Here is a 21077-nt window from a genome sequence, read left to right as displayed (position 1 = left end):
TTACGGACAGTTTATTGAGGGCACGAAATCAGCGCGGAACGCGTAATCCGCCCTCACAGCCCTGCGGGCTCCATAATATCTGCCACAGCTGGATATCTCGGGCACGGAATGCACCGGCACAGGCATTGAGATAATAAGTGAACATCCGTTTAAAGCGCGGGGTGTAATTACTTTCCAGTGACGGCCAGGCAGCCTGAAAACGGGAATACCACGCCATCAGTGTCCGGTCATAGTCTGCCCCGAAATTGTGCCAGTCTTCCATCACCAGTTTATTTTCACTGCTGTCGCCGATATTCTGAACTGACGGCAGACAGCCGTTCGGGAAAATATATTTACCAATCCAGGCATCGACATTCACTTTATTACGGTTTGAACCGATGGTATGCAGTAAAAATAATCCGTCCGGTTTCAGGTTACGCCGGACCACATCAAAATAGGTGGCGTAATTTTTCGGACCGACGTGCTCAAACATCCCGACAGAGACAATTCTGTCATACTGCTCATGCAGATCGCGGTAATCTTCCAGGATAATATTAACATTAAGATCCGCACAGCGTGCCTGCGCATATTTCTGCTGTTCGGCGGAAATCGTCACACCGGTCACGGACACGTCAAAATGTTTCGCGGCATATGCGGCGAGTCCGCCCCAGCCGCAGCCGATATCCAGCAGTTGCATGCCCGGTTTCAGCTGTAATTTTTCACAGATGAGATGCAGTTTCTGCTCCTGCGCCTGTGCCAGATTGGCGGGGTCATCGCTGAGACCTTTCCAGTAACCGCAGGAGTACTGCATATAAGGGTCGAGCATCAGCTCAAACAGGTCATTACCCAGATCATAATGCTCTTCACCGACAATCCGTGCCCGTTTTTTGGTTTGCAGGTTACGCATACGGGCCATGGCGATTTTTATAATATCGTTGATATTCTGCGGCAGTTTATTTTCCAGCCCGGCACGCAATACCCGCTGAAAGAAAATATCTAACCGCTCACAGTCCCACCAGCCGTCCATATAACTTTCACCCAGTCCCATCGAGCCTTGTTGTAATACCCGTTTAAAGAACTGGTTGTTATGTACCTGAATATCGAAAGGGCGGGAACCATTAACTTCAATGCCGGCTTCGTCTAAAAGATCGGAGGCAATCCGCTGCCAGGAATCGGCAGGCGTTTTTTGATTTTCGACACAATCAGAACTCATATTATCTCCAATTTTTATCAAAGCGGGATTCTGAGTGCTTTATTTATGACGTTTTGCGCGGGAACAACAGAACCGGTGTGATTGGCCGTCATCGGGTGACAGTCTGCGTATTAACGTAATCGTTAAGACAAAAACAAAGCTCAAAATCCGGATTCAGAACGAATTGTCTGAAAAGTATAGGAGCCTGAGATTAAAATTCAATGGCAAAAAAGGCCGTACATGAGTACGGCCTTTAATTAGGAATATTCTTAATTGCTGCTTCAATCTATTGATTTTGTTCCGCAATAGTCACGGAGGTACGTGAAGAGCGGCGCTGGATAATATAACCGCCGATAGTCAGCACCACGGTTGCAGCCATCACGGCGGTGGTGGAGAGCAGGGGTTCGTGCATCAGCGCAGAGACCAGGAAACTGATCGCGGAGCATAAACCAAGCTGAATCGCATTCTGTAATGCCGCCGCTTTACCGCTGTGTTCCGGGTAAACCGCCAGGGCGTTTGATACCGCAATCGGGTAAGACGCACCGTTCATTGCCGCCATAAAGCAGAACGGGATCAGAATCGCCACCAGTGACGGGTTACTGAATTTTGCCATAGCATACAGACCCACCATGCTGACGGCATAACCGGCCAGCAGGAACGGCAGCAGTGTTTTGCCGTTAATCCGTGACAGCAGGGCACGGCAACCGTAGCCGCCGACCATAAAGGCGATAGTCTGCGGGATATAGCTCAGGCCGATATCATTCGGGTTATAACCCATATCACGCAGGATAAACGGTGAGCCGGTCAGCCAGGCAAAGAAACCGGCGCTGCATGCGGCATAAATCAGTACGTTACCGCTGTATACCGGCGATTTCAGCAGACGGAAAAATGAGATTTTCTGTTTTTCTGTTTTGGCGGTATCCGGTGTGATGTGATGTTTTTCTTTCAGCATCAGAGTCGGGATCAGCACCAGCAGCGTGATGCCGCCGAGCACGAGGAAAATTTCGTGCCAGCCGCCGTGATTGAGCAGCCATGCGCCGAGTAACGGTGCCAGCGCCGGAGAGAGTGCCACCAGCGGCATAATAGCGGCAAAAACACGCTGTGCGCGGTGATCATCATAACGATCGATAACCAGCGCCTGCCAGGTGACCGCCGCAGAGCAGACACTTACGGCCTGCACAAAACGAAGTAATAATAATTGCGCCGGGGTGGTTACCCAGATCATTGCCAGACAGCTCAGGGCAAACAGCCCGAGGCCCATCAGCAGAACCGGTTTACGGCCGATTTTATCGGAGAGCGGTCCCCATAACAGCTGGCCGATGGCAAAGCCGACCAGGAAAATACTCAGACTGGCGCTGATAGCGCTGGCAGTGGAGTTCAGAGATTCCTGCATCATACCGAATGCAGGCAGATACATATCAATCGCGAGGTAACCCAGCATGCTGAGCCCGGCGAGATAAAAGAGAAAGCCGCGGGAAGGCGATGTGTTGACTGTCACAGAAAAATACCTGAATGTTAAATAAGTGTAATGCGTGAGTTGTTATTTTAACTATTCGAGTTTTTCTTTGTAAAACGTTATTATTTGCACATTGCTGTGAAATTTTTTGAAAGGAAGGATTATGTGGTCAGAATATACACTGGATGTGGTGGATGCGGTGGCACGGACAGGCAGTTTCAGTGCGGCGGCAGAGGAACTGCACCGGGTACCTTCCGCTATCAGCTACAGCGTGCGCCAGCTGGAAGAGTGGCTGGCGGTTCCGCTGTTTGAACGGCGTCACCGGGATGTTGAACTGACACCTGCCGGTGTGCTGTTTGTCAAAGAAGCGCGTGATGTCATCAAAAAAATGAAATCCACACGTCACCAGTGCCAGATGATTGCCAACGGCTGGCGCGGACAGTTCAGTATCGCTGTTGACTGTATCGTAAAACCGGAACGAATAACGCGACTTCTGCTGGATTTTTATCATCATTTTCCGGATATCGAATTGTATATTTATCCGGAGGTGTTTAACGGTGTGTGGGATGCGCTGGTGGACAGACGGGTGGATGTGGCTATCGGTGCGACACGCGCATCCCCTATCGGTGAGCGTTACAACTTCCGTGATATGGGATTTTTGCCGTGGCGTGCGGTGGTCAGTCCGGCACATCCGCTGGCATCTGCCGGTCATGTTCTGACCAATGAGGAGATGGTGCCGTACCCGAGCTTATGTCTGGAAGATACCTCACGTTCCCTGCCGAAACGCGATACCTGGGCACTGGATAATCAGCGCCGTCTGGTGGTACCGGACTGGGATCGCGGGATTGCCTGTGTGGAAGCCGGTCTGTGTGCGGCGATGATGCCCGCACACCGTGCCGACCCGCTGATTGCGCAAGGCCGGCTGACAGCGCTGAAGATTGAACAGCCGCTGCCGGACAGCCCGTGCTGCATCACCTGGGTGGATAAGGATACTTCACCGGCACTGAGCTGGCTGCTTGATTATCTCGGAGACAGCGAAACACTCAATGCCGAATGGCTGAGATGATCGTCAGCGGCGGTAGTCGATAAACGGACCATCCGCCACGGAGCGGCGTTCGACCAGACGCGGATGCACCTCAATGGTCTGCGCGTCTTCGCGTTTGTTGACGATACGGTCGAGCAGCATGGTCAGCGCCATCTGTCCCAGACGCTCTTTCGGCTGGTGGATGGTCGTCAGGGCAGGCGTGAAGTAGCGGGCGTTGCGGATATTGTCATACCCGATCACAGAAATATCCTGCGGTACACGCAGTCCCAGTTCATCGGCGGCACAAATTGCGCCCATGGCCATGGCATCACCACCGCAGAATACCGCGGTCGGCCGCTGTTTACCGGACAAAATCTGTGTCATCGCCCGGTAGCCGGAATCCGGTTCAAAATCACCCTGGACGACCCATTCATCACGCACAGTAATTCCGGCTTCTTTCATTGCCTTACTGAATCCTTCCAGACGGTTGCCGCCGGTATTACGTTCAAGCGGCCCCGGAATGACCGCGATATCGCGGTGACCGCGTTCAATCAGGTAACGTCCGGCAAGATAACCGCCGTGCAGGGCGTTATCGATAATCGCATCGGTGAAATCCCCGCGCGCTTTGCCCCAGTCCATCACCACCATCGGAATATTGCGGTAGCCTTCCAGCATGGTAATAAGCTTATCCGGATACTCTGAACACATGACCAGCAGACCATCGACGCGCTTTTGTGCCAGCATCGCCAGATAGGCTTTCTGCTTGTCAGGATTATTATGTGAGTTGCACAGCACCAGGGTATAGCCTTTGCTGTAGCAGCTGTTTTCCACCGCCTCAATCACTTCCGCGAAATACGGGGCTTCACTGGAGGTGGCCAGCAGACCAATCGATTTGGTGTTATTGACTTTCAGACTGCGCGCCACGGCGCTCGGTGAATAGTGCAGTTCTTTGATTGCAGCCCAGACAGCCGCCTTCGTTTCTTCCGCAACGAAACGGGTATTATTAATGACATGGGAGACGGTTGTGGTGGAGACGCCCGAGCGCTTAGCCACATCTTTAATCGTTGCCATGATGAAAACAACTCCTGACCTGCCGGTCTGTATTTTATTATTCGGTTAATCGATTGCTATTATAGTGCCATTATGCAGTAACAATAGAAAAATTTCTGTAAAAACAGGCATTGTTGTCTGATCCGGGTCAAAAGTAAAAAATATTACCTGTGCTATGGTTATTGATATGGTCAGCTATTCGGGTTTTCCGGTCAGACCATCCGTTTTAATTATTTTGATGATTCAGGATGTCAGGTAGTCATCATTGGTCACTAAGCAGCTATTTTGGAGATAAGAATGGATACAGATCTGAAATATGGTTTGTCAACAGCGGTTGCAGCACTGGTTATGATCGTACTGTTTTCAATAATGCTTTTCTGATATACCCCATACAGTACAAAAGGGCGGAAAATTCCGCCCTTTTTTGATCAACTGTTTTTAATCAACAGTTTTTGAATAACTGTTTTTGAACAACAGTCTTTTGTTCCCGGATTACGCCAGGTTTTCTTCCGCAAATTTCCAGTTCACTAATGCCCAGAAGTTTTCCAGGTATTTAGGACGGGCATTACGGTAGTCGATATAATAAGCATGTTCCCAGACATCGACGGTTAAGATTGGTTTATCGTTACCGCTGACCGGGGTTGCCGCGTTAGAGGTATTCACGATAGCCAGGCTGCCGTCTGCTTTTTTCACCAGCCATGTCCAGCCGGCACCGAAGTTTTTCACTGCGGCATCGGTAAACTGCTGTTTAAATTCAGCAAATGAACCGAATGTGCTGTTAATGGCGTCAGCGATTTTACCGGTCGGCTCGCCACCGGCGTTTGGTGCCAGGCAGTGCCAGTAGAACGTGTGGTTCCAGACCTGGGCGGCGTTATTGAAGATACCGGCATCAGAGGTTTTGATAATCTCTTCCAGTGACTTACCTTCAAATGCGGTGCCTTTGATCAGGTTATTCAGATTAACCACATAAGTGTTGTGGTGTTTGCCGTAGTGGTATTCCAGTGTTTCTTCAGAAATATGTGGCTCTAATGCATTTTTTGCATAAGGCAGTGCAGGTAATTCAAACGACATTGCATTCTCCTTGTTAAGGTTGAGTCAGTAACCTCATCACAGATGGATTACTGTTATTATTCTGCGAATTATCTTAACAAGTTTTGTCATAAAAAACAGCGTGAAATACCATGGATGATATTATTCACATGGTGAAAGATAAAATTGCCCACAGGATGATATCTGTCACGATAAAAGCGATTAGCAGGGTGTACAGCTTATGGCAGCAGATCCAGTTATAGAGTCGTTTCATTCTGTTTTCTCCGTATAACTGCGGAAATATAAATATAACGGATTTACGGGCTGAAATCCGGGCAAACTGAGTAATTTATACCGGAAACGTGACTACAGCAGTTGTTTGTCAATCGCCGGAAGACCCTTTACAATTCCCGCTATGACGAAAGGACAATAATGATCATTATGCTGGCAGATTATATTTTTCGTGCAATACAAAACGATACTGATTGTGACGTTATTTGTGATCATTCTCAGAAAGATGAACCGGCTGAAGTGATCAGGCGTGTCCGCCGGTGGCAGTTCCGGGACGGTATTGAGCTGATGTGCAGTGAAGAGACAGAAACTGCGGTACAGACAGGGGATGAACAGTGCCCGGAGCAGTGGATAGTCTGGTCTGTCACCCGGGATACAGAAAAAAAAAGTATCACCGCAGCATAAAGAATTTTTCAGTCTGTGCCGGCAGCGCTATTGGCTGAAAATACAGATGGCCTGATGTGCCGGATACAATCCTGAAAATTACCGGTATAATTACCCGTAATTATTAAACTGATTCAGAAAAAGAATATGACAAAACTCACGTTGCAGGAACAAATGCTGAAAGCCGGATTGGTGACCAGCAAAAAAATGGACAAAGTCCGCAGAACGGCAAAAAAATCCCGTGTTCAGGCCCGCGAAGCCAGAGAAGCGGTGGAAGAAAATAAAAAAGCGCAGCTTGAGCGCGATAAACAGCTGAGTGAGCAGCAAAAACAGGCTGTCTTATCCCGAGAATATAAAGCACAGGTGAAACAGCTGATTGAAATGAACCGGATCATTATTTCAAAAGGCAATATTGATTTTAATTTCACCGACAGCAATGTGATCAAAAGTATCACCGTAGATAAAACCACCCAGTCTCAGCTGATCAGCGGTCGTCTGGCCATTGCCCGGTTAAGCACAGAAAACAGCGGCGTCAGTGAATATGCCATTATTCCGGCGGTTGTTGCGGATAAAATCACACAACGTGATACGGAAAGCATTGTCCTGAATAATGCGCTGGCACAGGATGAAGCGGATGAAGACGATCCGTATGCTGATTTTAAAATCCCGGATGATTTGATGTGGTGATCCGCATTTGCCTGCTTTTCCTGTTCAGAACGGGCAGGGACTGCGGGCATTTACCGGTTCGCCGCTGACCGGATGAACAAAATCCAGTTCACCGGCATGCAGCATCAGCCGCGGAATATTTCCGGTGCCCGGTAACTCTTTTCCGCCGTAGAGATCGCATCCTAAAATCGGATGGCCCAGATACTGACAATGGATACGGAGCTGATGCGTGCGGCCGGTTTCAGGTGTCAGTTTCACCCGGGTGACCGGCAGAGACACCCCGTTTTCTGTTTTATAATAAAAACGGTCAGTCACCTGATAACGTGAGCGGGCCGGTTTTCCCCGGACAGCACATATTGTCATGCGCGGAAACAGCGCCGGATCTTTGGCAATCGCCGCATCAATCATTCCCTCATTGTTACTCAGATGCCCGCACAGCAGGGCGCTGTAGCCTTTCTGTACTGCACGCTGACTGAACTGACGGCAAAGTGCGGCATTAATTTCTTTATTGCGGGCAACCACCAGCAGCCCGGACGTACCGAAATCCAGCCGGTGCACCAGGGCACAGCCGGGAAACAGCTGTACCAGCCGGTAATGCACGGAATCCAGATTTTGCGGATTTTTTCCCGAAAGACTGAGCAGCCCTGCGGGTTTGTTAATCAGCAGCAGGTGTTCATCCTGATACAGAATATCAATCTGTTCCGGGCATGGCGGGGCAATAAAGGTATCGGTAATGTCAGACATCGGGCTATCCGGGTAAAAAGCGGAAAGGGATGATAACGAATTTTCAGTGCGGTGGCGAATCATGTTGTCCGGATATCCTATTGCGTAATTTTGCGGAATGATCCACGCTTATTACCAGTATAAATACGCAGAGGTTGTGCTATGCGCAGATTCACACAGGTATGCCATGCAGTACTGTTAATGACCGGACTTTTAGCGGTGCCGGTATCGTCTTATGCGGACCGGGATCATGATAAAAGACACGGTCACCGGTATGAGCATAATCATGGTCATTATAAGCACAGAGATAATCATTACCGTAAGTACAAAAACGATCTGACTTACGCACAGGCACGCTGGCTGGCGTCAAAAAACGGATTGGTCGGATATCATTCATTACCGCCGGGAATTGCGAAAAACCTCGCCAGAGGAAAACCGCTCCCTCCGGGTATTGCAAAACGCGCGGTACCTGCGCACATGCGTGACCGGCTGCCGCATTACCCGGGTTATGAGTGGAAAATAGCCGGTGACGATTTAGTGCTTATTGCACTGAGCACCGCGGTGGTGACCTACATTATTAATGATGTTTTTGAGTAGTCGTTTTTGATTAGTATTTTTTGAGTAGTACTATAACGTCCCGCAAACCGGCGGGACGTATTTCTGCTCAGGCAGGACGGGTAAAGGCGAGCAGAGCACCGACCAGCATAAATAATGATCCGAACACTTTATTCATTGCACGGTTCTGTTCCGGGCTTTTGATAAATACAGCAATTTTCCGTGCCAGCACGGCATAGCCGGTCATAACAATAGTATCAGCAATAACAGAGGTTATTCCTAATATCAGATACTGTATCAGCTGCGGCTGATGGGGAATAATAAACTGCGGAAACAGCGCTGCGAGAAAGACAATGCTTTTGGGATTCGAAATATTCACCAGCACGCTATTCTGATACAGCTTTTTGCGTGACTGTGTTGCTGTCAGTGTGCTGAGCGCAATAGTGCCTGCCGCCCGCCACTGGCAGACTCCCAGCCAGATAAGATAGGCCGCCCCGGCCCATTTCAGTATTTCAAATGCAAGAACTGACTGTGACAATAATGTGCCGAGCCCGACACCGACCAGAATAATCAGCAGCAATAACCCTGTCTGTAATCCGGCAATGGCCGCGACGGCTCCCCGGTAACCGTGATTGACAGACGTTGTCATGCTGTTAATCGCACCTGAACCGGGGGACAGACTGACAATAACGGACGTCATCAGATAGGCAAACCACCACTCAAAGGTCATTTCGGGCTCATCAGATTATTAACAGAAAAAGAATATCCGGATTATGGCATTGTCAGGTGAGGTAAAAAATGATGAACGTCTTGTTTTCAGGAGGAAAATACGGGTGATGATGGGTTTAATGCCGTATTTTCTCTGTTTTTCTTTTGTGCGGCACCCTGATGGTGCGCAGGTCTGTTTTACCGCAACTGTCGTTCTGTATTAATCTGAGTTATACAGGACAAAAATACGCCCGGCTGATTTTAACAGTATGTTAAAAGCAATACCACTTTTCACTGCAAAGTGGTATTCTGCGCGTATGTTAACACCGGTCTAACCGATCTGAAGTGAAGGACGTTTTACATGACGACGACTATTGAAAAAATCGAACGCCAGATTAAAGAAAACCCGATTCTGCTGTATATGAAAGGCTCCCCGAAGCTGCCGAGCTGCGGTTTCTCCGCACAGGCGGTACAGGCGCTGGCTGCCTGTGAAGAGCGTTTTGCTTATGTGGATATTCTGCAGAATCCGGATATCCGTGCTGAATTACCAAAATACGCTAACTGGCCGACCTTCCCGCAACTGTGGGTTGACGGTGAGCTGGTCGGCGGTTGTGACATCATTATGGAGATGTTCCAGCGCGGTGAATTACAGACACTGATTAAAGAAACCGCAGCAAAATACCGGACTGAAAACGAAGAATAATCACGTCCAGTACTACTTATTGAAGCCCCGCAGGGTAAACCTGCGGGGCTTTTGTCTTTCTGATGGCGGCGAAATGAAAGTTGTTAATGCGATTATTTTCTAGAGTGGCGGCATAGATAACACTAAAAGAAGGAAGAAAAATGAACGGATTTAATAACAAAACAGAGGCTAATACCGTCTGGTACGTTAATATGCACAGCGTGGAAGTACCGGTAAAGCCGGATGTTCCTTCCGCATTGAGTATGCAACTGACAGAGTTGAAAAATAATGCGGCTGAATTTTTTACTGCGGCTAAATGCAGCATCAGTAATGTAGCGAACAAATTTGGTGACTGGGTTAAACGCGTGTTTATCTGCACGGACTTCCGTTCATCTGACGCCGGTAAACCTGCGGATAGTTTGTTACCGGAAAAAACAGAGAGTCCGGAACAGCAATTAGCGAAGTTGTATGAACTTGCACAGCCAGATTTAATAAAAACATACGATGAAAGACTGTTGAATCAGATTGACGAGATGAGTAAAAAAATTGAAAGTAAAACACAAATCAGCAAAAGTGAACTGACTGATATATCAAAGAATAATAACCTTGGATTGCGACATATTATGACAGCACTGCGAGGCATAAAGGGCTTTCAGAATCTGCCGCTGTTATCAGATAACGCAAAGAACATTTATGAAATCAAACTTAAATTTGACGGACTTAAAGAAGGTGTGGAATTCAGTCAGTTAGGGTCGGTGGGTGACGATAGCCCTGTCATGAACGCTGTCGATAATAAGAATTTCACTAAAGAATTTAAATCTCAGATAACCGAGATTTTCAGTCAGATCCGTGAAAATATTATCCCGCCGCTGGCATTACTGGCGTCCGGTTCTCCGGTAATATCGGCTGAAATGCAGCATGACGGAGAGAATCAGTAACAGTAAAATAGTGTACCTGCGGTATAATCCGCAGGTATCCGATCAATTACTGTCTGCCGCAGGCGGCCAGCCGCCCAGTTTTTTCCAGCGGTTAACGATGTCACAAAAGAGCAGGGAGGTGCGATCGGTATCATACGCCGCGCCGTGAGCCTGTTTACTGTCAAACGGGATACCGGCGGCGATACAGGCTTTTGCCAGAATCGTCTGTCCCAGTGATAATCCGCTTAATGCCGCCGTATCAAAGGTGGCAAACGGGTGGAACGGATTACGTTTCAGTCCGCAGCGTGCTGCGGCTGCCATCACAAAACTGTGATCAAAATTCGCATTGTGCGCCACGATAATCGCCCGCTTGCAATCCGCATCTTTCATGCCTTTGCGCACCATTTTAAAAATGGCATGCAGAGCCTCATATTCAGTGACCGCATTACGCTCCGGATCTGCCGGATTAATCCCGGTGAACGCCAGTGCGGCAGGATCAAGATTTGCACCCTCAAAAGGCTGCACATTGAATTCAAGCCGCTGATCCGGCATCAGCCAGCCGTTATGATCCATTTTGACGGTAATGGCAGCGATTTCCAGCATACCATCGGTTGCGGCATTAAAACCGCCGGTTTCAACATCGATAACGACGGGATAATACCCGCGGAAACGTGCGCTCAGAGCATTGTGATTTTGATTTTCAGACATGGGACTCTTAATTAAACGAACAAAACGCACTATTCTAGCGCGGCTTGCCGGCAGGAGAAAGGGCTGTTCAGTGCTGCGCCGGAAAAGAAGGATCGTTCTGATCCTTCTTACAGGGGGAATCAGTTACCGAGTGCAGCTCCGGCACTTTTATTTTCAATTAATTCAATCTTATAACCATTAGGGTCTTCCACGAAGGCGATAATGGTGGTGCCGCCCTTAACCGGACCGGCTTCACGGGTCACATTGCCGCCCGCTTTACGGATGGCATCGCAGGTCGCCGCGACATCATCCACGCCGAGCGCGATATGGCCGAATGCCGTTCCCATCTCATAGGAATCCGTACCCCAGTTATAGGTCAGTTCAATCACGGAACCTTCACTTTCGTCACTGTAGCCCACGAACGCCAGTGAATATTTGTATTCCGGGTTTTCACTGGTGCGCAGTAAACGCATGCCGAGAACCTTGGTGTAAAAATCGACGGAACGTTGCATATCACCCACGCGGAGCATGGTATGGAGTACACGCATAAAGTAACCTCTCAGAGTGCTTTCAGTTATTTATCAGTAATGGCTCACACTATAACGTGATAATTGACTACAATTCAAATTATCAGGATGCTGATGGTTACAGGATAACCATTACCTGTCCGGCAGGGCATCAGACAAAAGGACATCAGCCGATGGCAGAACAACTTCACTTTTTTGATATCCCGTCACCGTGTGTGGGGATATGTCAGCTGAATGAAAAAGGGTATTGCCGGGGATGCTACCGGAGCCGTGATGAGCGCTTTCAGTGGCTGTCGATGAGTAATGCGCAAAAAGAAAATATTATCCGTTTGTGTCGTCAGCGTCGCTACAGAGCGGCTAAAGGTGAAACTCCGCCGGAATCACCGTCCGGACAGTTAGATCTATTTTAATTAAATAATTGCAAATCTATATATTAGCCTTGAATTAATATAGTGGGGTTATTTAGTGTTGTTGATTTATATATTATAGAAATAATGTTTTTTGTCGCATTTGAATTTATAATCAAGAGTGAAATTATATAAACACAATATAAAATTATTGTGATGCGGGTGGGTGGCTCAATATAATAGTAACCTCATGTTTAATAAGATTAATTACATGAAATAAATTATTTTTTGTTAAAAATAAAATGGTGGTTATGTAAAAAAATATAGATCCCGGCAGTGATGATCGCTATTCTTAATCCCGAACAAGTTCATCAACTTAATCAATTAAATTTGTATAAAAAGCTAACTATTTCATGGCAATAAAAATGGTTATGAAATAGTCATGAACTGTTTTTGTTACGCAGCAATATTGCGTCGCTGTTAATGAACACAATAGTGCCGCGTTTCTTTTTATTGGGTGATTGAAAGACATGAGGGCGTGTTTATACGTCCGTACCGTATTCACATAAGGAGAAATTTGTGGAGTTAACATTGGGATCAGACTTAGCGAGGTTAGTGCGGATATGGCGATCACTGATTGACCACCGGCTCAAACCACTGAAACTCACACAGACACACTGGATTACACTCTACAATATCAGCCTGCTGCCGCCGGATCAGTCTCAGATTCAGCTGGCGAAAGCGATCGGTATTGAACAGCCTTCGCTGGTCCGCACGCTGGATCAGCTGGAAGAAAAACAATTAATCACACGGCATATCTGTATTAATGACCGCAGAGCGAAACGGATAAAACTGACGGAGGAGTCCGAACCCTTTATCCGTGAAGTGGATGCGGTGATTGAAAAAACACGGCGTGAAATTCTGGGCGGAATTACACAGGATGAATTATATACACTGGCGGAGATTGTCAGGAAACTGGAAAATAATATTGTGCAGCTGCATAACCGTAATTAATGTCAGGTAATAAAAAAGGCGAAACGGGTGTTTCGCCTTTTACCGGTAAACCGGGAAAATTAACGCGGAGATACGGTATAGGTTGAACCGGATTTCGCGATACGCACACGCTGACCGACGGAGAACGGAGTTTTACCTTGTTTTTGTACAACAACAATGATTTCGCCGTTATCCTGTTTCAGTTCGAGTTCAACACCGGATGTGTTGTTCATCGATGCCTGAACGTTCTGGCCTGCAACACCACCGGCAATAGCCCCTGCTGCGGTAGCCAGAGTCTGGCCGGTACCGCCGCCGATTGTGCTGCCTAAAATACCACCCAGAATTGCACCACCTGCCGCACCGAGGATATTTTCGTCACTGCCGCCCTGAATAGTCACCGGACGGGCGCTCATTACTGTACCATAGGTAACGGTCTGAACACGTTTCGCCTGGTCTGCACTATAAGTGTCACCACTGAGTGTGTCCATATTCACACAACCGGAAAGTGCCACGACGGTAAATACACCGACGAGAAAACGCTTATACATACTTAACTCCTGATTATTGTATTCACAGATTCAGATGTGTTCATTATCTGCAGTGTAATATTTTACCTATTATCGCAGAATAATTTTGCATTAAAAATGTTTTATTTGCACCTTACATTAGGAACAGCTTAAAGCCAAATGTTCCGGCGGCAAGGTAAATCGTCTTATTTCACAAATGTGAGGTGTGCATCAGAACAGGGATTAAGTAGGGTCACGATGCGAAAAGGGATGAATCTGCGGGGCACCCTGATTATAGTAATCACACCGGAATATGAATATTATATTTTTATCAGATGGTTATTGATTAAAAGGAATCGGTTATGCGTTCGGGACGTTATATCGGCGTGATGTCAGGAACCAGCCTTGACGGGGTGGATGTTGTGCTGGCCGCGATTAATGATTCAGTGGTTGCGCAGCAGGCGGCGTACTCGCATCCGTTTCCGCCCGCGCTGAAAACGCGCATACTGGCGGTATGTCAGGGGCAGCAGACAACGCTGTCGGAAATCGGCCGTCTGGATTATGAACTGGGTACACTGTTTGCTGATGCCATCCGCGGTCTGCTGGCACAAACCCGGCTGAATCCGCAGGATATTGCCGGTATCGGTTGTCACGGACAGACCGTCTGGCATGAGCCGGACAGCGACACTCCGTTTACCCTGCAACTCGGGGATAACAACCGGGTTGCCGCGCTGACTAATATCATGACGGTCGGGGATTTCCGCCGCCGTGACATGGCTTATGGCGGACAGGGGGCACCGCTGGTGCCTGCATTTCATCAGGCGGTGCTCGGTGTACCGGATGAAAAACGGATTATCCTGAATATCGGCGGGATCGCCAATATCACGACGCTGATCCCGGGGGCGGAGGTCAGAGGGTATGACACCGGTCCGGGCAATATGCTGATGGACAGCTGGACATGGCGGCACCGTGCGGCACCGTATGATAAAGACGGTGAATGGGCAAAAACAGGGTGCATCAATGAGGATTTACTGGCACATATGCTGGGTGATCCCTATTTCCGCCGTCCGGCACCAAAAAGTACCGGCCGTGAATATTTCAATACGCAGTGGCTGACCAGGCAGCTGGATAAATTTCCGGGCCTGAAACCGGAAGATGTGCAGGCAACTCTGCTGGCGCTGACGACGGTCAGTATCAGTGAACAGGTCACACTGTGCGGCGGCTGCGAACGCCTGCTGGTATGCGGCGGTGGTGCACGTAATCCGCAGATCATGGCGCAGTTGTCAGCACAACTGCCGGGTACTGAAGTGAGCCCGACCGATAAATACGGCCTGAGCGGTGATGATATGGAAGCCCTGGCATTTGCCTGGCTGGCCGCGCGGACACTGGCCGGTGAACCCGGCAATCTGCCGTCGGTCACCGGTGCAGACAGAGAAACCGTACTGGGTGCGGTATATCCCGTTATCCGTCAGTGGCCGTAATAAAAGATTACACACAGTTATTCAAAAGAATTAAGAGGATAAAAGGCATGTCAGACGAGTTTACGGACGTTGCTTCACTGCGGCGTGAATACACCAAAGGGGGATTGCGCCGCCGTGATCTCAGTGATGAACCGCTGGAAATGTTTGAACGCTGGCTCAAACAGGCGTGCGAGGCCAGACTGACTGACCCGACCGCGATGTGTGTGGCCACCGTGGATGAAACCGGTCAGCCGTATCAGCGCATTGTGCTGCTTAAGCACTTTGATAAAGACGGGCTGATTTTCTATACCAACATGGGCAGCCGCAAGGCACAGCATCTGGCAAAAAATCCGAAAATCAGTGTGCATTTCCCGTGGTACAGCCTGGACAGACAAGTCTGCTTCCTGGGGGAAGTGGAGCGTTTATCGACACTGGAAGTGGTAAAATATTTCCACAGCCGTCCGAAAGACAGTCAGATAGCCGCCTGGGCATCACAGCAATCCTCGCGGATTTCTGCCCGCGGAATTCTGGAAGGTAAATTTCTTGAACTGAAACAAAAATTTAAGCAGGGTGATGTACCGCTGCCAAGCTTCTGGGGCGGGTTCCGGATTAAATTTAATTCGGTTGAATTCTGGCAGGGCGGTGAACACCGTCTGCATGACCGTTTTCTGTATACCCGTACCGCAGACGGCTGGGACATTGACCGCCTTGCGCCGTAACCGGTTGTTACCGGAATTTCTTCTGCAAAATCATTTTAATTGCTGGCACTTCACGGAGTGCCGCTTTATGCTATAGCCTTCATATTTCTAATCCACTATTTTTGCATAGACAAAACAGAACTGACGGAGTCATTGATGTCTGGTACGAACCTGATAAAACAACTGCAAGAGCGGGGCCTCATTGCCCAGGTTACGGATGAAAAAGCGTTAGCTGAGAGACTGGCGCAGGGCCCGATCTCCCTCTATTGCGGTTTCGATCCGACCGCTGACAGCTTGCATTTGGGCCACCTGGTTCCGTTGCTGTGCTTAAAGCGTTTCCAGTTAGCCGGTCACCGTCCGGTGGCGCTGGTTGGTGGGGCCACGGGGCTGATTGGCGATCCGAGCTTCAAAGCAACGGAACGCAAACTGAATACACAGGATACGGTTCACGGCTGGGTGGATAAAATCCGTCAGCAGGTTTCTCCGTTCCTCGATTTTGACTGCGGTAAGAACAGCGCCATCGCGGCAAACAACTATGACTGGTTCGGTTCTATGGATGTGCTGACCTTCCTGCGTGACATCGGTAAACACTTCTCTGTGAACCAGATGATCAACAAGGAAGCGGTTAAACAGCGCCTGAACCGGGATGACGTCGGGATTTCGTTCACCGAATTCTCCTACAACCTGTTACAGGGTTATGACTTCGCCCGTCTGAATAAAGATCACGGTGTTGAACTGCAAATCGGCGGTTCCGATCAGTGGGGTAACATCACCTCCGGTATCGATTTAACCCGTCGTCTGAACCAGCAGCAGGCCTGGGGTCTGACGGTTCCGCTGATCACCAAATCTGACGGCACCAAATTCGGTAAAACTGAAGGCGGCGCGGTATGGCTGGATCCGAAGAAAACCAGTCCGTACAAATTCTATCAGTTCTGGATCAACACGGCAGATGCGGATGTATACCGTTTCCTCAAATTCTTCACCTTTATGAGCCTCGAAGATATCGATGCACTGGAAGCGGAAGACAAGGCCAGCGGCAAAGCACCGCGTGCTCAGTATGTTCTGGCAGAACTGGTGACAAAACTGGTTCACGGCGAAGCGGGTCTGACGGCAGCACAGCGTATTACTGACAGCCTGTTCAACGGTGATATCTCCAACCTGACCGAAGATGACTTCGCGCAGCTGGCACAGGACGGCATGCCGCATATTGAACCGGACAGCGATGCGGATTTACAACAGGCGCTGGTGCTTGCGGAACTGGTTCCGTCACGCGGCCAGGCCCGTACCATGATCGGCTCCAACGCAGTATCACTCAACGGTGAAAAACAGTCAGATGCGGAATACCGCTTCACTGACAGCGACAAGTTATTCGGCCGTTACACATTGCTGCGCCGCGGTAAAAAACATTACTGTCTGATCTGCTGGAAATAATAGTTTACGGTAAACAAGGGCAACGAAAGTTGCCCTTTTTGATCTGTCAGCAAGATCTTTTCTGCTTCACAGAATATGATATGCGCAGTAATAATAAAAAATCAGGTTGTATCAATGAAAAATATTCTCTCTATCCAATCCCATGTTGTGTATGGTCATGCCGGTAACAGTGCGGCTGAATTCCCGATGCGCCGCATGGGTGTTAATGTCTGGCCGCTTAATACCGTCCAGTTTTCTAATCACACACAGTATGCACAAGGCTGGACCGGCTGCGTGATGAGCGCAGAGCACATCACGGAGATTGTGGACGGCATTGATAAAATCGATCAGCTGACCCGCTGTGATGCGGTACTCAGCGGCTACCTCGGCTCAGCAGAGCAGGGTAAACGTATCCTGGATGTGGTGAAAAAAGTCAAAACCCGTAATCCGCAGGCATGGTATTTCTGTGATCCGGTCATGGGGCATCCGGAAAAAGGCTGTATCGTGGCGCCGGGTGTGGCAGATTTTCTGTGTCAGGAAGCGCTGGCAGTCAGCGATATGATCGCACCGAACCTGCTTGAGCTGGAAACCCTGAGCGGACAAACCATTCATAATGTGGATGAAGCCGTTGCCGCTGCCCGTGAACTGTGCAAAAAAGGGCCGCGTCTGGTGCTGGTCAAGCACCTGTCCCGAGCCGGTTACCGCGCCGACCGCTTTGAAATGATTCTGGTCACCGCCGATCACGCCTGGCATGTCAGCCGTCCGCTGGTGGACTTCGGCGAACGTCAGCCGGTGGGTGTGGGTGATTTAACCAGTGGTCTGATGCTGGTGAACCTGCTGAAAGGTGAAGAACTGCCGAAGGCTCTGGAACATGTGGCCGCCGCTGTGTATGAAGTGATGCTGAAAACCAAAACCATGAATGAGTACGAACTGCAACTGGTTGCGGCTCAGGATGAAATGGTACTTCCGGTGCACAAATTCTGTTCGGAACAGATCGACTGAACCGGTCTGCACACCGTATCAGCATAAAGAAAACGCCGGATTATCCGGCGTTTTTTGTCTCTGTATATCAGAACGATTAAATCAGACCTTCCGCTTCCATCGCATCCTGCACATGCGGGCGGTGCGCAATTTTCGCCAGGTAAGCCTGTAAATGCGGATACGGCTCCAGTGAAATCTTCAGGTGCGGCGCCCAGCCGCAGACGGTAAACAGATAAGCATCGGCTACGGTAAAATTGTTGCCGGTAATATACGGGCTTTTCGCCAGCACGCTGTCCACATAAGCAAACTTATTCGTCAGATTACGCAGCGCAATCGGCCGGTAATCTTCCGGCGTTTCCGGCGAGAACAGCGGGCCGTAGCTTTTATGCACTTCGCTGGCAATATAGTTAAGCCATTCAATCTGATGATAGCGCTCCATCGTTCCCGCCGGGGCAATCAGCTTGCGATCCGGTTTCTGATCAGCAAGATACTGCACAATAGCCACACCTTCTGTCAGCAGCTGACTGTCACTGATACTCAGCGCGGGGACTTGTCCTTTCGGATTAATTTTCAGGTAGTCATCACCGTTTTCGGTTTTCTTCTCTTTCAGATTGACACGAACCAGTGAAAAATCCAGGCCGGTTTCACGCAAAATAATATGGGGTGATAGTGCACAACTTCCCGGGGTATAGAACAATTGCATGGTATGCTCCTTAGTTAAAACAAAAGAACGGACATGGCGGTATTTGATGAAGTATAGACCGGTATTCGCGGGCGTAATGTATTCCGGGTGCGAATTATGTGTTGGTTAACCCCATCTTTCCATATAATCGCCACAGATTCAATTTGTGAGAAGACTTTGTAATTCATTGTTACAAAACAATAAAAGGTAAAGCACATATGAAAAAAATCCGTATCGGTGTCGCCGGGCTGGGCGGAATAGCACAAAAAGCGTATTTACCAGTTCTGACCAGAACGGATAACTGGGTGCTGTCCGGCGGGTTCTCGCCGAATCAGGAAAAAGCCCGTCAGGTCTGTGATGCTTACCGGTTTCCGCTGTTTCCGTCACTCCGCGCACTGGCAGAACAGTGTGACGCGGTATTTGTGCACAGCAGTACAGAGAGTCATTTTCAGGTTGTCAGTGAACTGCTGAATGCGGGTTGTCATGTTTGTGTTGATAAGCCGCTGGCGGCAACGTATGAGCAGTCAGAAGCGCTTGTCAGTCTGGCAGAGAAAAAACAGCGGGCGCTGATGGTGAGCTTTAACCGCCGTTTCTCACCGTTTTATCTGCAACTCAGGGAGCAAATTGCCGGAAAAACCGCATCCATCCGCATGGAAAAACACCGCAGCAACAGTGTCGGCCCGAACGATGTCCGTTTTACAGTGACAGATGACTACTTACATATCGCAGATACCCTGCTGTGGCTGGGACGGGACGGGAATGCCGTACTGAAAAGCGGGCATATGCAGGTAAATGAGGCCAATCAGCTGCTGTATGCTGAACACCATTTACAGACCGGCAACGGCGCGTGGCTGACAGCATCCATGCACCGCTGTGCGGCGAGTCAGCGGGAGCAGGTCAGTGTGACGGGGCGTGACGGCTGTTATCAGGTAACGGATATGACTCACTGGCGCAGTGAAACCGCCGCCGGGATACAGGAACAGCATCCGAAGGCGTGGGAGCCGCTGCTGGTTCAGCGCGGGTTTGACGGTGCGGTGCGGCACTTTATTGAATCTGTTGCCAATCAGACACAACCGCTGGTCAGCGGCGAAGAGGCGCTTTATGCTCAGCGGCTGACAGAAGCGTTACTGACAGACAGGTAATTGAAAGACGTATTTTCTGAAAGCGCGGAGAGCAGCAGATAACAGGCAAAACGAAAAGACGCTGTAAACACTTCCCTGTGCGCTCAGGCGCGTCATCCATGACGCGCATGCTTTTCGTCCGCTTGCCTGTTATCTGCTGACTGATTTGTCCGGCGGTGATCTTAATGAAAAACCGGACAGAAGCCGTATTATTTCAGTTCCAGCTCATTCATTGCCGCGATACTGAAACCGCCGTCAACGTGCAGTATTTCACCGGTGATACCGCCTGCCAGATCAGAACACAGGAACGCTGCCGCGTTACCCACATCTTCGGTGGTGACTGTACGGCGCAGCGGAGTAACTGCTTCGCAGTGTGACAACATTTTACGGAAATCTTTAATCCCGGATGCCGCCAGTGTCCGGATAGGACCGGCAGAAACCGCATTAACACGGATTGTTTCTTTCCCCATCGCATTCGCCATATAACGGACGTTCGCTTCCAGAGAGGCTTTTGCAAGACCCATGGTGTTGTAGTTAGGGATAGCGCGTTCCGCACCCAGATAAGAGAGTGTGAGAAGGGCAGAGTTCGGGTTCAGCATACTGCGGCAGGCTTTTGCCATCGCCACAAAGCTGTATGCGCTGATGTCGTGGGCAATGCGGAAGCCTTCACGGGTCACCGCATCCACATAATCGCCGTCTAACTGATCCGCCGGTGCAAAGCCGATGGAGTGAACAAAACCGTCAAATTTCGGCCAGACTTTGGCTAACTCAGTGAACAGATTTCCGATGCTTTCATCTTCTGCCACATCACAAGGCAGAACGACGGAGGAACCCAGAGACTGAGCGAACTCTTCAACACGGGGCTTCAGCTTGTCATTCTGATAAGTGAAAGCAAGTTCGGCCCCCTGTTCACGCATTGCTTTGGCAATACCGTAAGCAATCGATAATTTGCTTGCAACCCCTGTGATCAGGATGCGTTTACCGGTCATAAAACCCATAGCAGTTTCCT

General features: G+C 49.3%; 25 protein-coding genes. 14 read left to right on the top strand and 11 right to left on the bottom strand.

Annotation, left to right across the window (positions count from 1 at the left end):
* Positions 1-28: 28 nt before the first annotated feature.
* Both cfa and punC read right to left on the bottom strand, forming a co-directional pair.
* Complete coding sequence (gene cfa, locus JC793_RS10925; protein WP_046893539.1) at positions 29-1192, bottom strand: cyclopropane fatty acyl phospholipid synthase; 1164 nt, start codon at positions 1190-1192, stop codon at positions 29-31.
* Between the two features lie 265 nt (positions 1193-1457).
* Positions 1458-2612, bottom strand: coding sequence for a purine nucleoside transporter PunC (punC, locus tag JC793_RS10920; RefSeq protein ID WP_046893619.1), 1155 nt, complete (start codon positions 2610-2612; stop codon positions 1458-1460).
* Positions 2613-2790: 178 nt separating this feature from the next.
* Between punC and punR the strand changes: the two genes are divergently transcribed.
* A complete protein-coding gene (gene punR, locus JC793_RS10915; protein WP_046893538.1) occupies positions 2791-3693 on the top strand; it encodes a DNA-binding transcriptional activator PunR in 903 nt (300 codons plus the stop codon).
* A gap of 3 nt (positions 3694-3696) precedes the next feature.
* Here punR and purR read toward each other — a convergent pair whose 3' ends face one another.
* Positions 3697-4722, bottom strand: a complete 1026-nt coding sequence (gene purR / locus JC793_RS10910) for an HTH-type transcriptional repressor PurR (RefSeq protein ID WP_046893537.1) — start codon at positions 4720-4722, stop codon at positions 3697-3699.
* A 276-nt stretch (positions 4723-4998) separates the two neighbouring features.
* Here purR and cydH point away from each other — a divergent pair, with 276 nt between their 5' ends.
* The gene (gene cydH / locus JC793_RS19825; RefSeq protein ID WP_107679736.1) at positions 4999-5082 is read left to right on the top strand and encodes a cytochrome bd-I oxidase subunit CydH; all 84 of its coding nucleotides are present in this window, start codon (positions 4999-5001) and stop codon (positions 5080-5082) included.
* A gap of 111 nt (positions 5083-5193) precedes the next feature.
* Here cydH and sodB read toward each other — a convergent pair whose 3' ends face one another.
* On the bottom strand, positions 5194-5772 hold the full coding sequence (sodB, locus tag JC793_RS10900; protein WP_046893536.1) for a superoxide dismutase [Fe]: 579 nt from the start codon (positions 5770-5772) through the stop codon (positions 5194-5196).
* A gap of 390 nt (positions 5773-6162) precedes the next feature.
* On the opposite strand from sodB, the gene JC793_RS10895 reads away from it, so the two are divergent.
* On the top strand, positions 6163-6426 hold the full coding sequence (locus tag JC793_RS10895) for a hypothetical protein (protein WP_247717234.1): 264 nt from the start codon (positions 6163-6165) through the stop codon (positions 6424-6426).
* Between the two features lie 126 nt (positions 6427-6552).
* Positions 6553-7092, top strand: a complete 540-nt coding sequence (locus tag JC793_RS10890) for a DUF2058 domain-containing protein (protein WP_054425183.1) — start codon at positions 6553-6555, stop codon at positions 7090-7092.
* A 24-nt stretch (positions 7093-7116) separates the two neighbouring features.
* Here JC793_RS10890 and JC793_RS10885 read toward each other — a convergent pair whose 3' ends face one another.
* Positions 7117-7815 carry an RluA family pseudouridine synthase gene (locus tag JC793_RS10885; protein ID WP_218426189.1) on the bottom strand — a complete coding sequence of 233 codons (699 nt, stop codon included), beginning with the start codon at positions 7813-7815 and terminating at the stop codon, positions 7117-7119.
* A 180-nt stretch (positions 7816-7995) separates the two neighbouring features.
* Between JC793_RS10885 and JC793_RS10880 the strand changes: the two genes are divergently transcribed.
* Positions 7996-8391, top strand: coding sequence for an anti-virulence regulator CigR family protein (locus tag JC793_RS10880; RefSeq protein WP_243847026.1), 396 nt, complete (start codon positions 7996-7998; stop codon positions 8389-8391).
* Positions 8392-8458: 67 nt separating this feature from the next.
* On the opposite strand, the gene rhtB is transcribed toward JC793_RS10880, so the two are convergent.
* The gene (gene rhtB / locus JC793_RS10875) at positions 8459-9079 is read right to left on the bottom strand and encodes a homoserine/homoserine lactone efflux protein (protein ID WP_166707991.1); all 621 of its coding nucleotides are present in this window, start codon (positions 9077-9079) and stop codon (positions 8459-8461) included.
* Between the two features lie 339 nt (positions 9080-9418).
* On the opposite strand from rhtB, the gene JC793_RS10870 reads away from it, so the two are divergent.
* Positions 9419-9760 (top strand): Grx4 family monothiol glutaredoxin, encoded by a 342-nt coding sequence (locus JC793_RS10870; protein ID WP_107679729.1) that lies wholly within the window; start codon positions 9419-9421, stop codon positions 9758-9760.
* A 242-nt stretch (positions 9761-10002) separates the two neighbouring features.
* A complete protein-coding gene (locus tag JC793_RS10865; protein WP_218426188.1) occupies positions 10003-10677 on the top strand; it encodes a hypothetical protein in 675 nt (224 codons plus the stop codon).
* A gap of 42 nt (positions 10678-10719) precedes the next feature.
* On the opposite strand, the gene rnt is transcribed toward JC793_RS10865, so the two are convergent.
* Both rnt and gloA read right to left on the bottom strand, forming a co-directional pair.
* A complete protein-coding gene (gene rnt, locus JC793_RS10860) occupies positions 10720-11364 on the bottom strand; it encodes a ribonuclease T (RefSeq protein ID WP_166707988.1) in 645 nt (214 codons plus the stop codon).
* A gap of 119 nt (positions 11365-11483) precedes the next feature.
* On the bottom strand, positions 11484-11891 hold the full coding sequence (gene gloA, locus JC793_RS10855) for a lactoylglutathione lyase (protein WP_218426187.1): 408 nt from the start codon (positions 11889-11891) through the stop codon (positions 11484-11486).
* Between the two features lie 152 nt (positions 11892-12043).
* Between gloA and JC793_RS10850 the strand changes: the two genes are divergently transcribed.
* The gene (locus JC793_RS10850) at positions 12044-12280 is read left to right on the top strand and encodes a DUF1289 domain-containing protein (protein ID WP_046893528.1); all 237 of its coding nucleotides are present in this window, start codon (positions 12044-12046) and stop codon (positions 12278-12280) included.
* A gap of 516 nt (positions 12281-12796) precedes the next feature.
* Positions 12797-13231, top strand: coding sequence for a transcriptional regulator SlyA (gene slyA, locus JC793_RS10845; RefSeq protein ID WP_046893527.1), 435 nt, complete (start codon positions 12797-12799; stop codon positions 13229-13231).
* Positions 13232-13290: 59 nt separating this feature from the next.
* On the opposite strand, the gene JC793_RS10840 is transcribed toward slyA, so the two are convergent.
* Positions 13291-13758, bottom strand: coding sequence for an outer membrane lipoprotein (locus JC793_RS10840; protein WP_046893526.1), 468 nt, complete (start codon positions 13756-13758; stop codon positions 13291-13293).
* A gap of 320 nt (positions 13759-14078) precedes the next feature.
* Between JC793_RS10840 and anmK the strand changes: the two genes are divergently transcribed.
* The 4 genes from anmK to pdxY all read left to right on the top strand — a co-directional run bounded on the left by anmK (position 14079) and on the right by pdxY (position 18286).
* Entirely contained in the window at positions 14079-15197 is a 1119-nt protein-coding gene (gene anmK / locus JC793_RS10835; RefSeq protein WP_218426186.1) for an anhydro-N-acetylmuramic acid kinase, read from the top strand.
* 47 nt (positions 15198-15244) lie between these two features.
* On the top strand, positions 15245-15895 hold the full coding sequence (gene pdxH / locus JC793_RS10830; RefSeq protein WP_046893524.1) for a pyridoxamine 5'-phosphate oxidase: 651 nt from the start codon (positions 15245-15247) through the stop codon (positions 15893-15895).
* Positions 15896-16030: 135 nt separating this feature from the next.
* A complete protein-coding gene (tyrS, locus tag JC793_RS10825) occupies positions 16031-17305 on the top strand; it encodes a tyrosine--tRNA ligase (RefSeq protein WP_166707983.1) in 1275 nt (424 codons plus the stop codon).
* Between the two features lie 114 nt (positions 17306-17419).
* Complete coding sequence (gene pdxY / locus JC793_RS10820; RefSeq protein WP_218426185.1) at positions 17420-18286, top strand: pyridoxal kinase PdxY; 867 nt, start codon at positions 17420-17422, stop codon at positions 18284-18286.
* Positions 18287-18362: 76 nt separating this feature from the next.
* On the opposite strand, the gene gstA is transcribed toward pdxY, so the two are convergent.
* Positions 18363-18968, bottom strand: a complete 606-nt coding sequence (gene gstA / locus JC793_RS10815) for a glutathione transferase GstA (protein WP_052927539.1) — start codon at positions 18966-18968, stop codon at positions 18363-18365.
* A gap of 197 nt (positions 18969-19165) precedes the next feature.
* Here gstA and JC793_RS10810 point away from each other — a divergent pair, with 197 nt between their 5' ends.
* Positions 19166-20089 (top strand): Gfo/Idh/MocA family protein, encoded by a 924-nt coding sequence (locus tag JC793_RS10810; protein WP_112550728.1) that lies wholly within the window; start codon positions 19166-19168, stop codon positions 20087-20089.
* A 188-nt stretch (positions 20090-20277) separates the two neighbouring features.
* On the opposite strand, the gene fabI is transcribed toward JC793_RS10810, so the two are convergent.
* Positions 20278-21066, bottom strand: a complete 789-nt coding sequence (gene fabI, locus JC793_RS10805) for an enoyl-ACP reductase FabI (RefSeq protein ID WP_046893519.1) — start codon at positions 21064-21066, stop codon at positions 20278-20280.
* Positions 21067-21077 lie beyond the last annotated feature (11 nt).

The sequence above is a fragment of the Morganella morganii genome, assembly GCF_019242955.1.
Classification (GTDB): Bacteria; Pseudomonadota; Gammaproteobacteria; order Enterobacterales; family Enterobacteriaceae; genus Morganella; species Morganella sibonii.
Note: the sequence above shows the minus strand (reverse complement) of the source record. Positions and strands in the feature narration are given on the sequence as shown.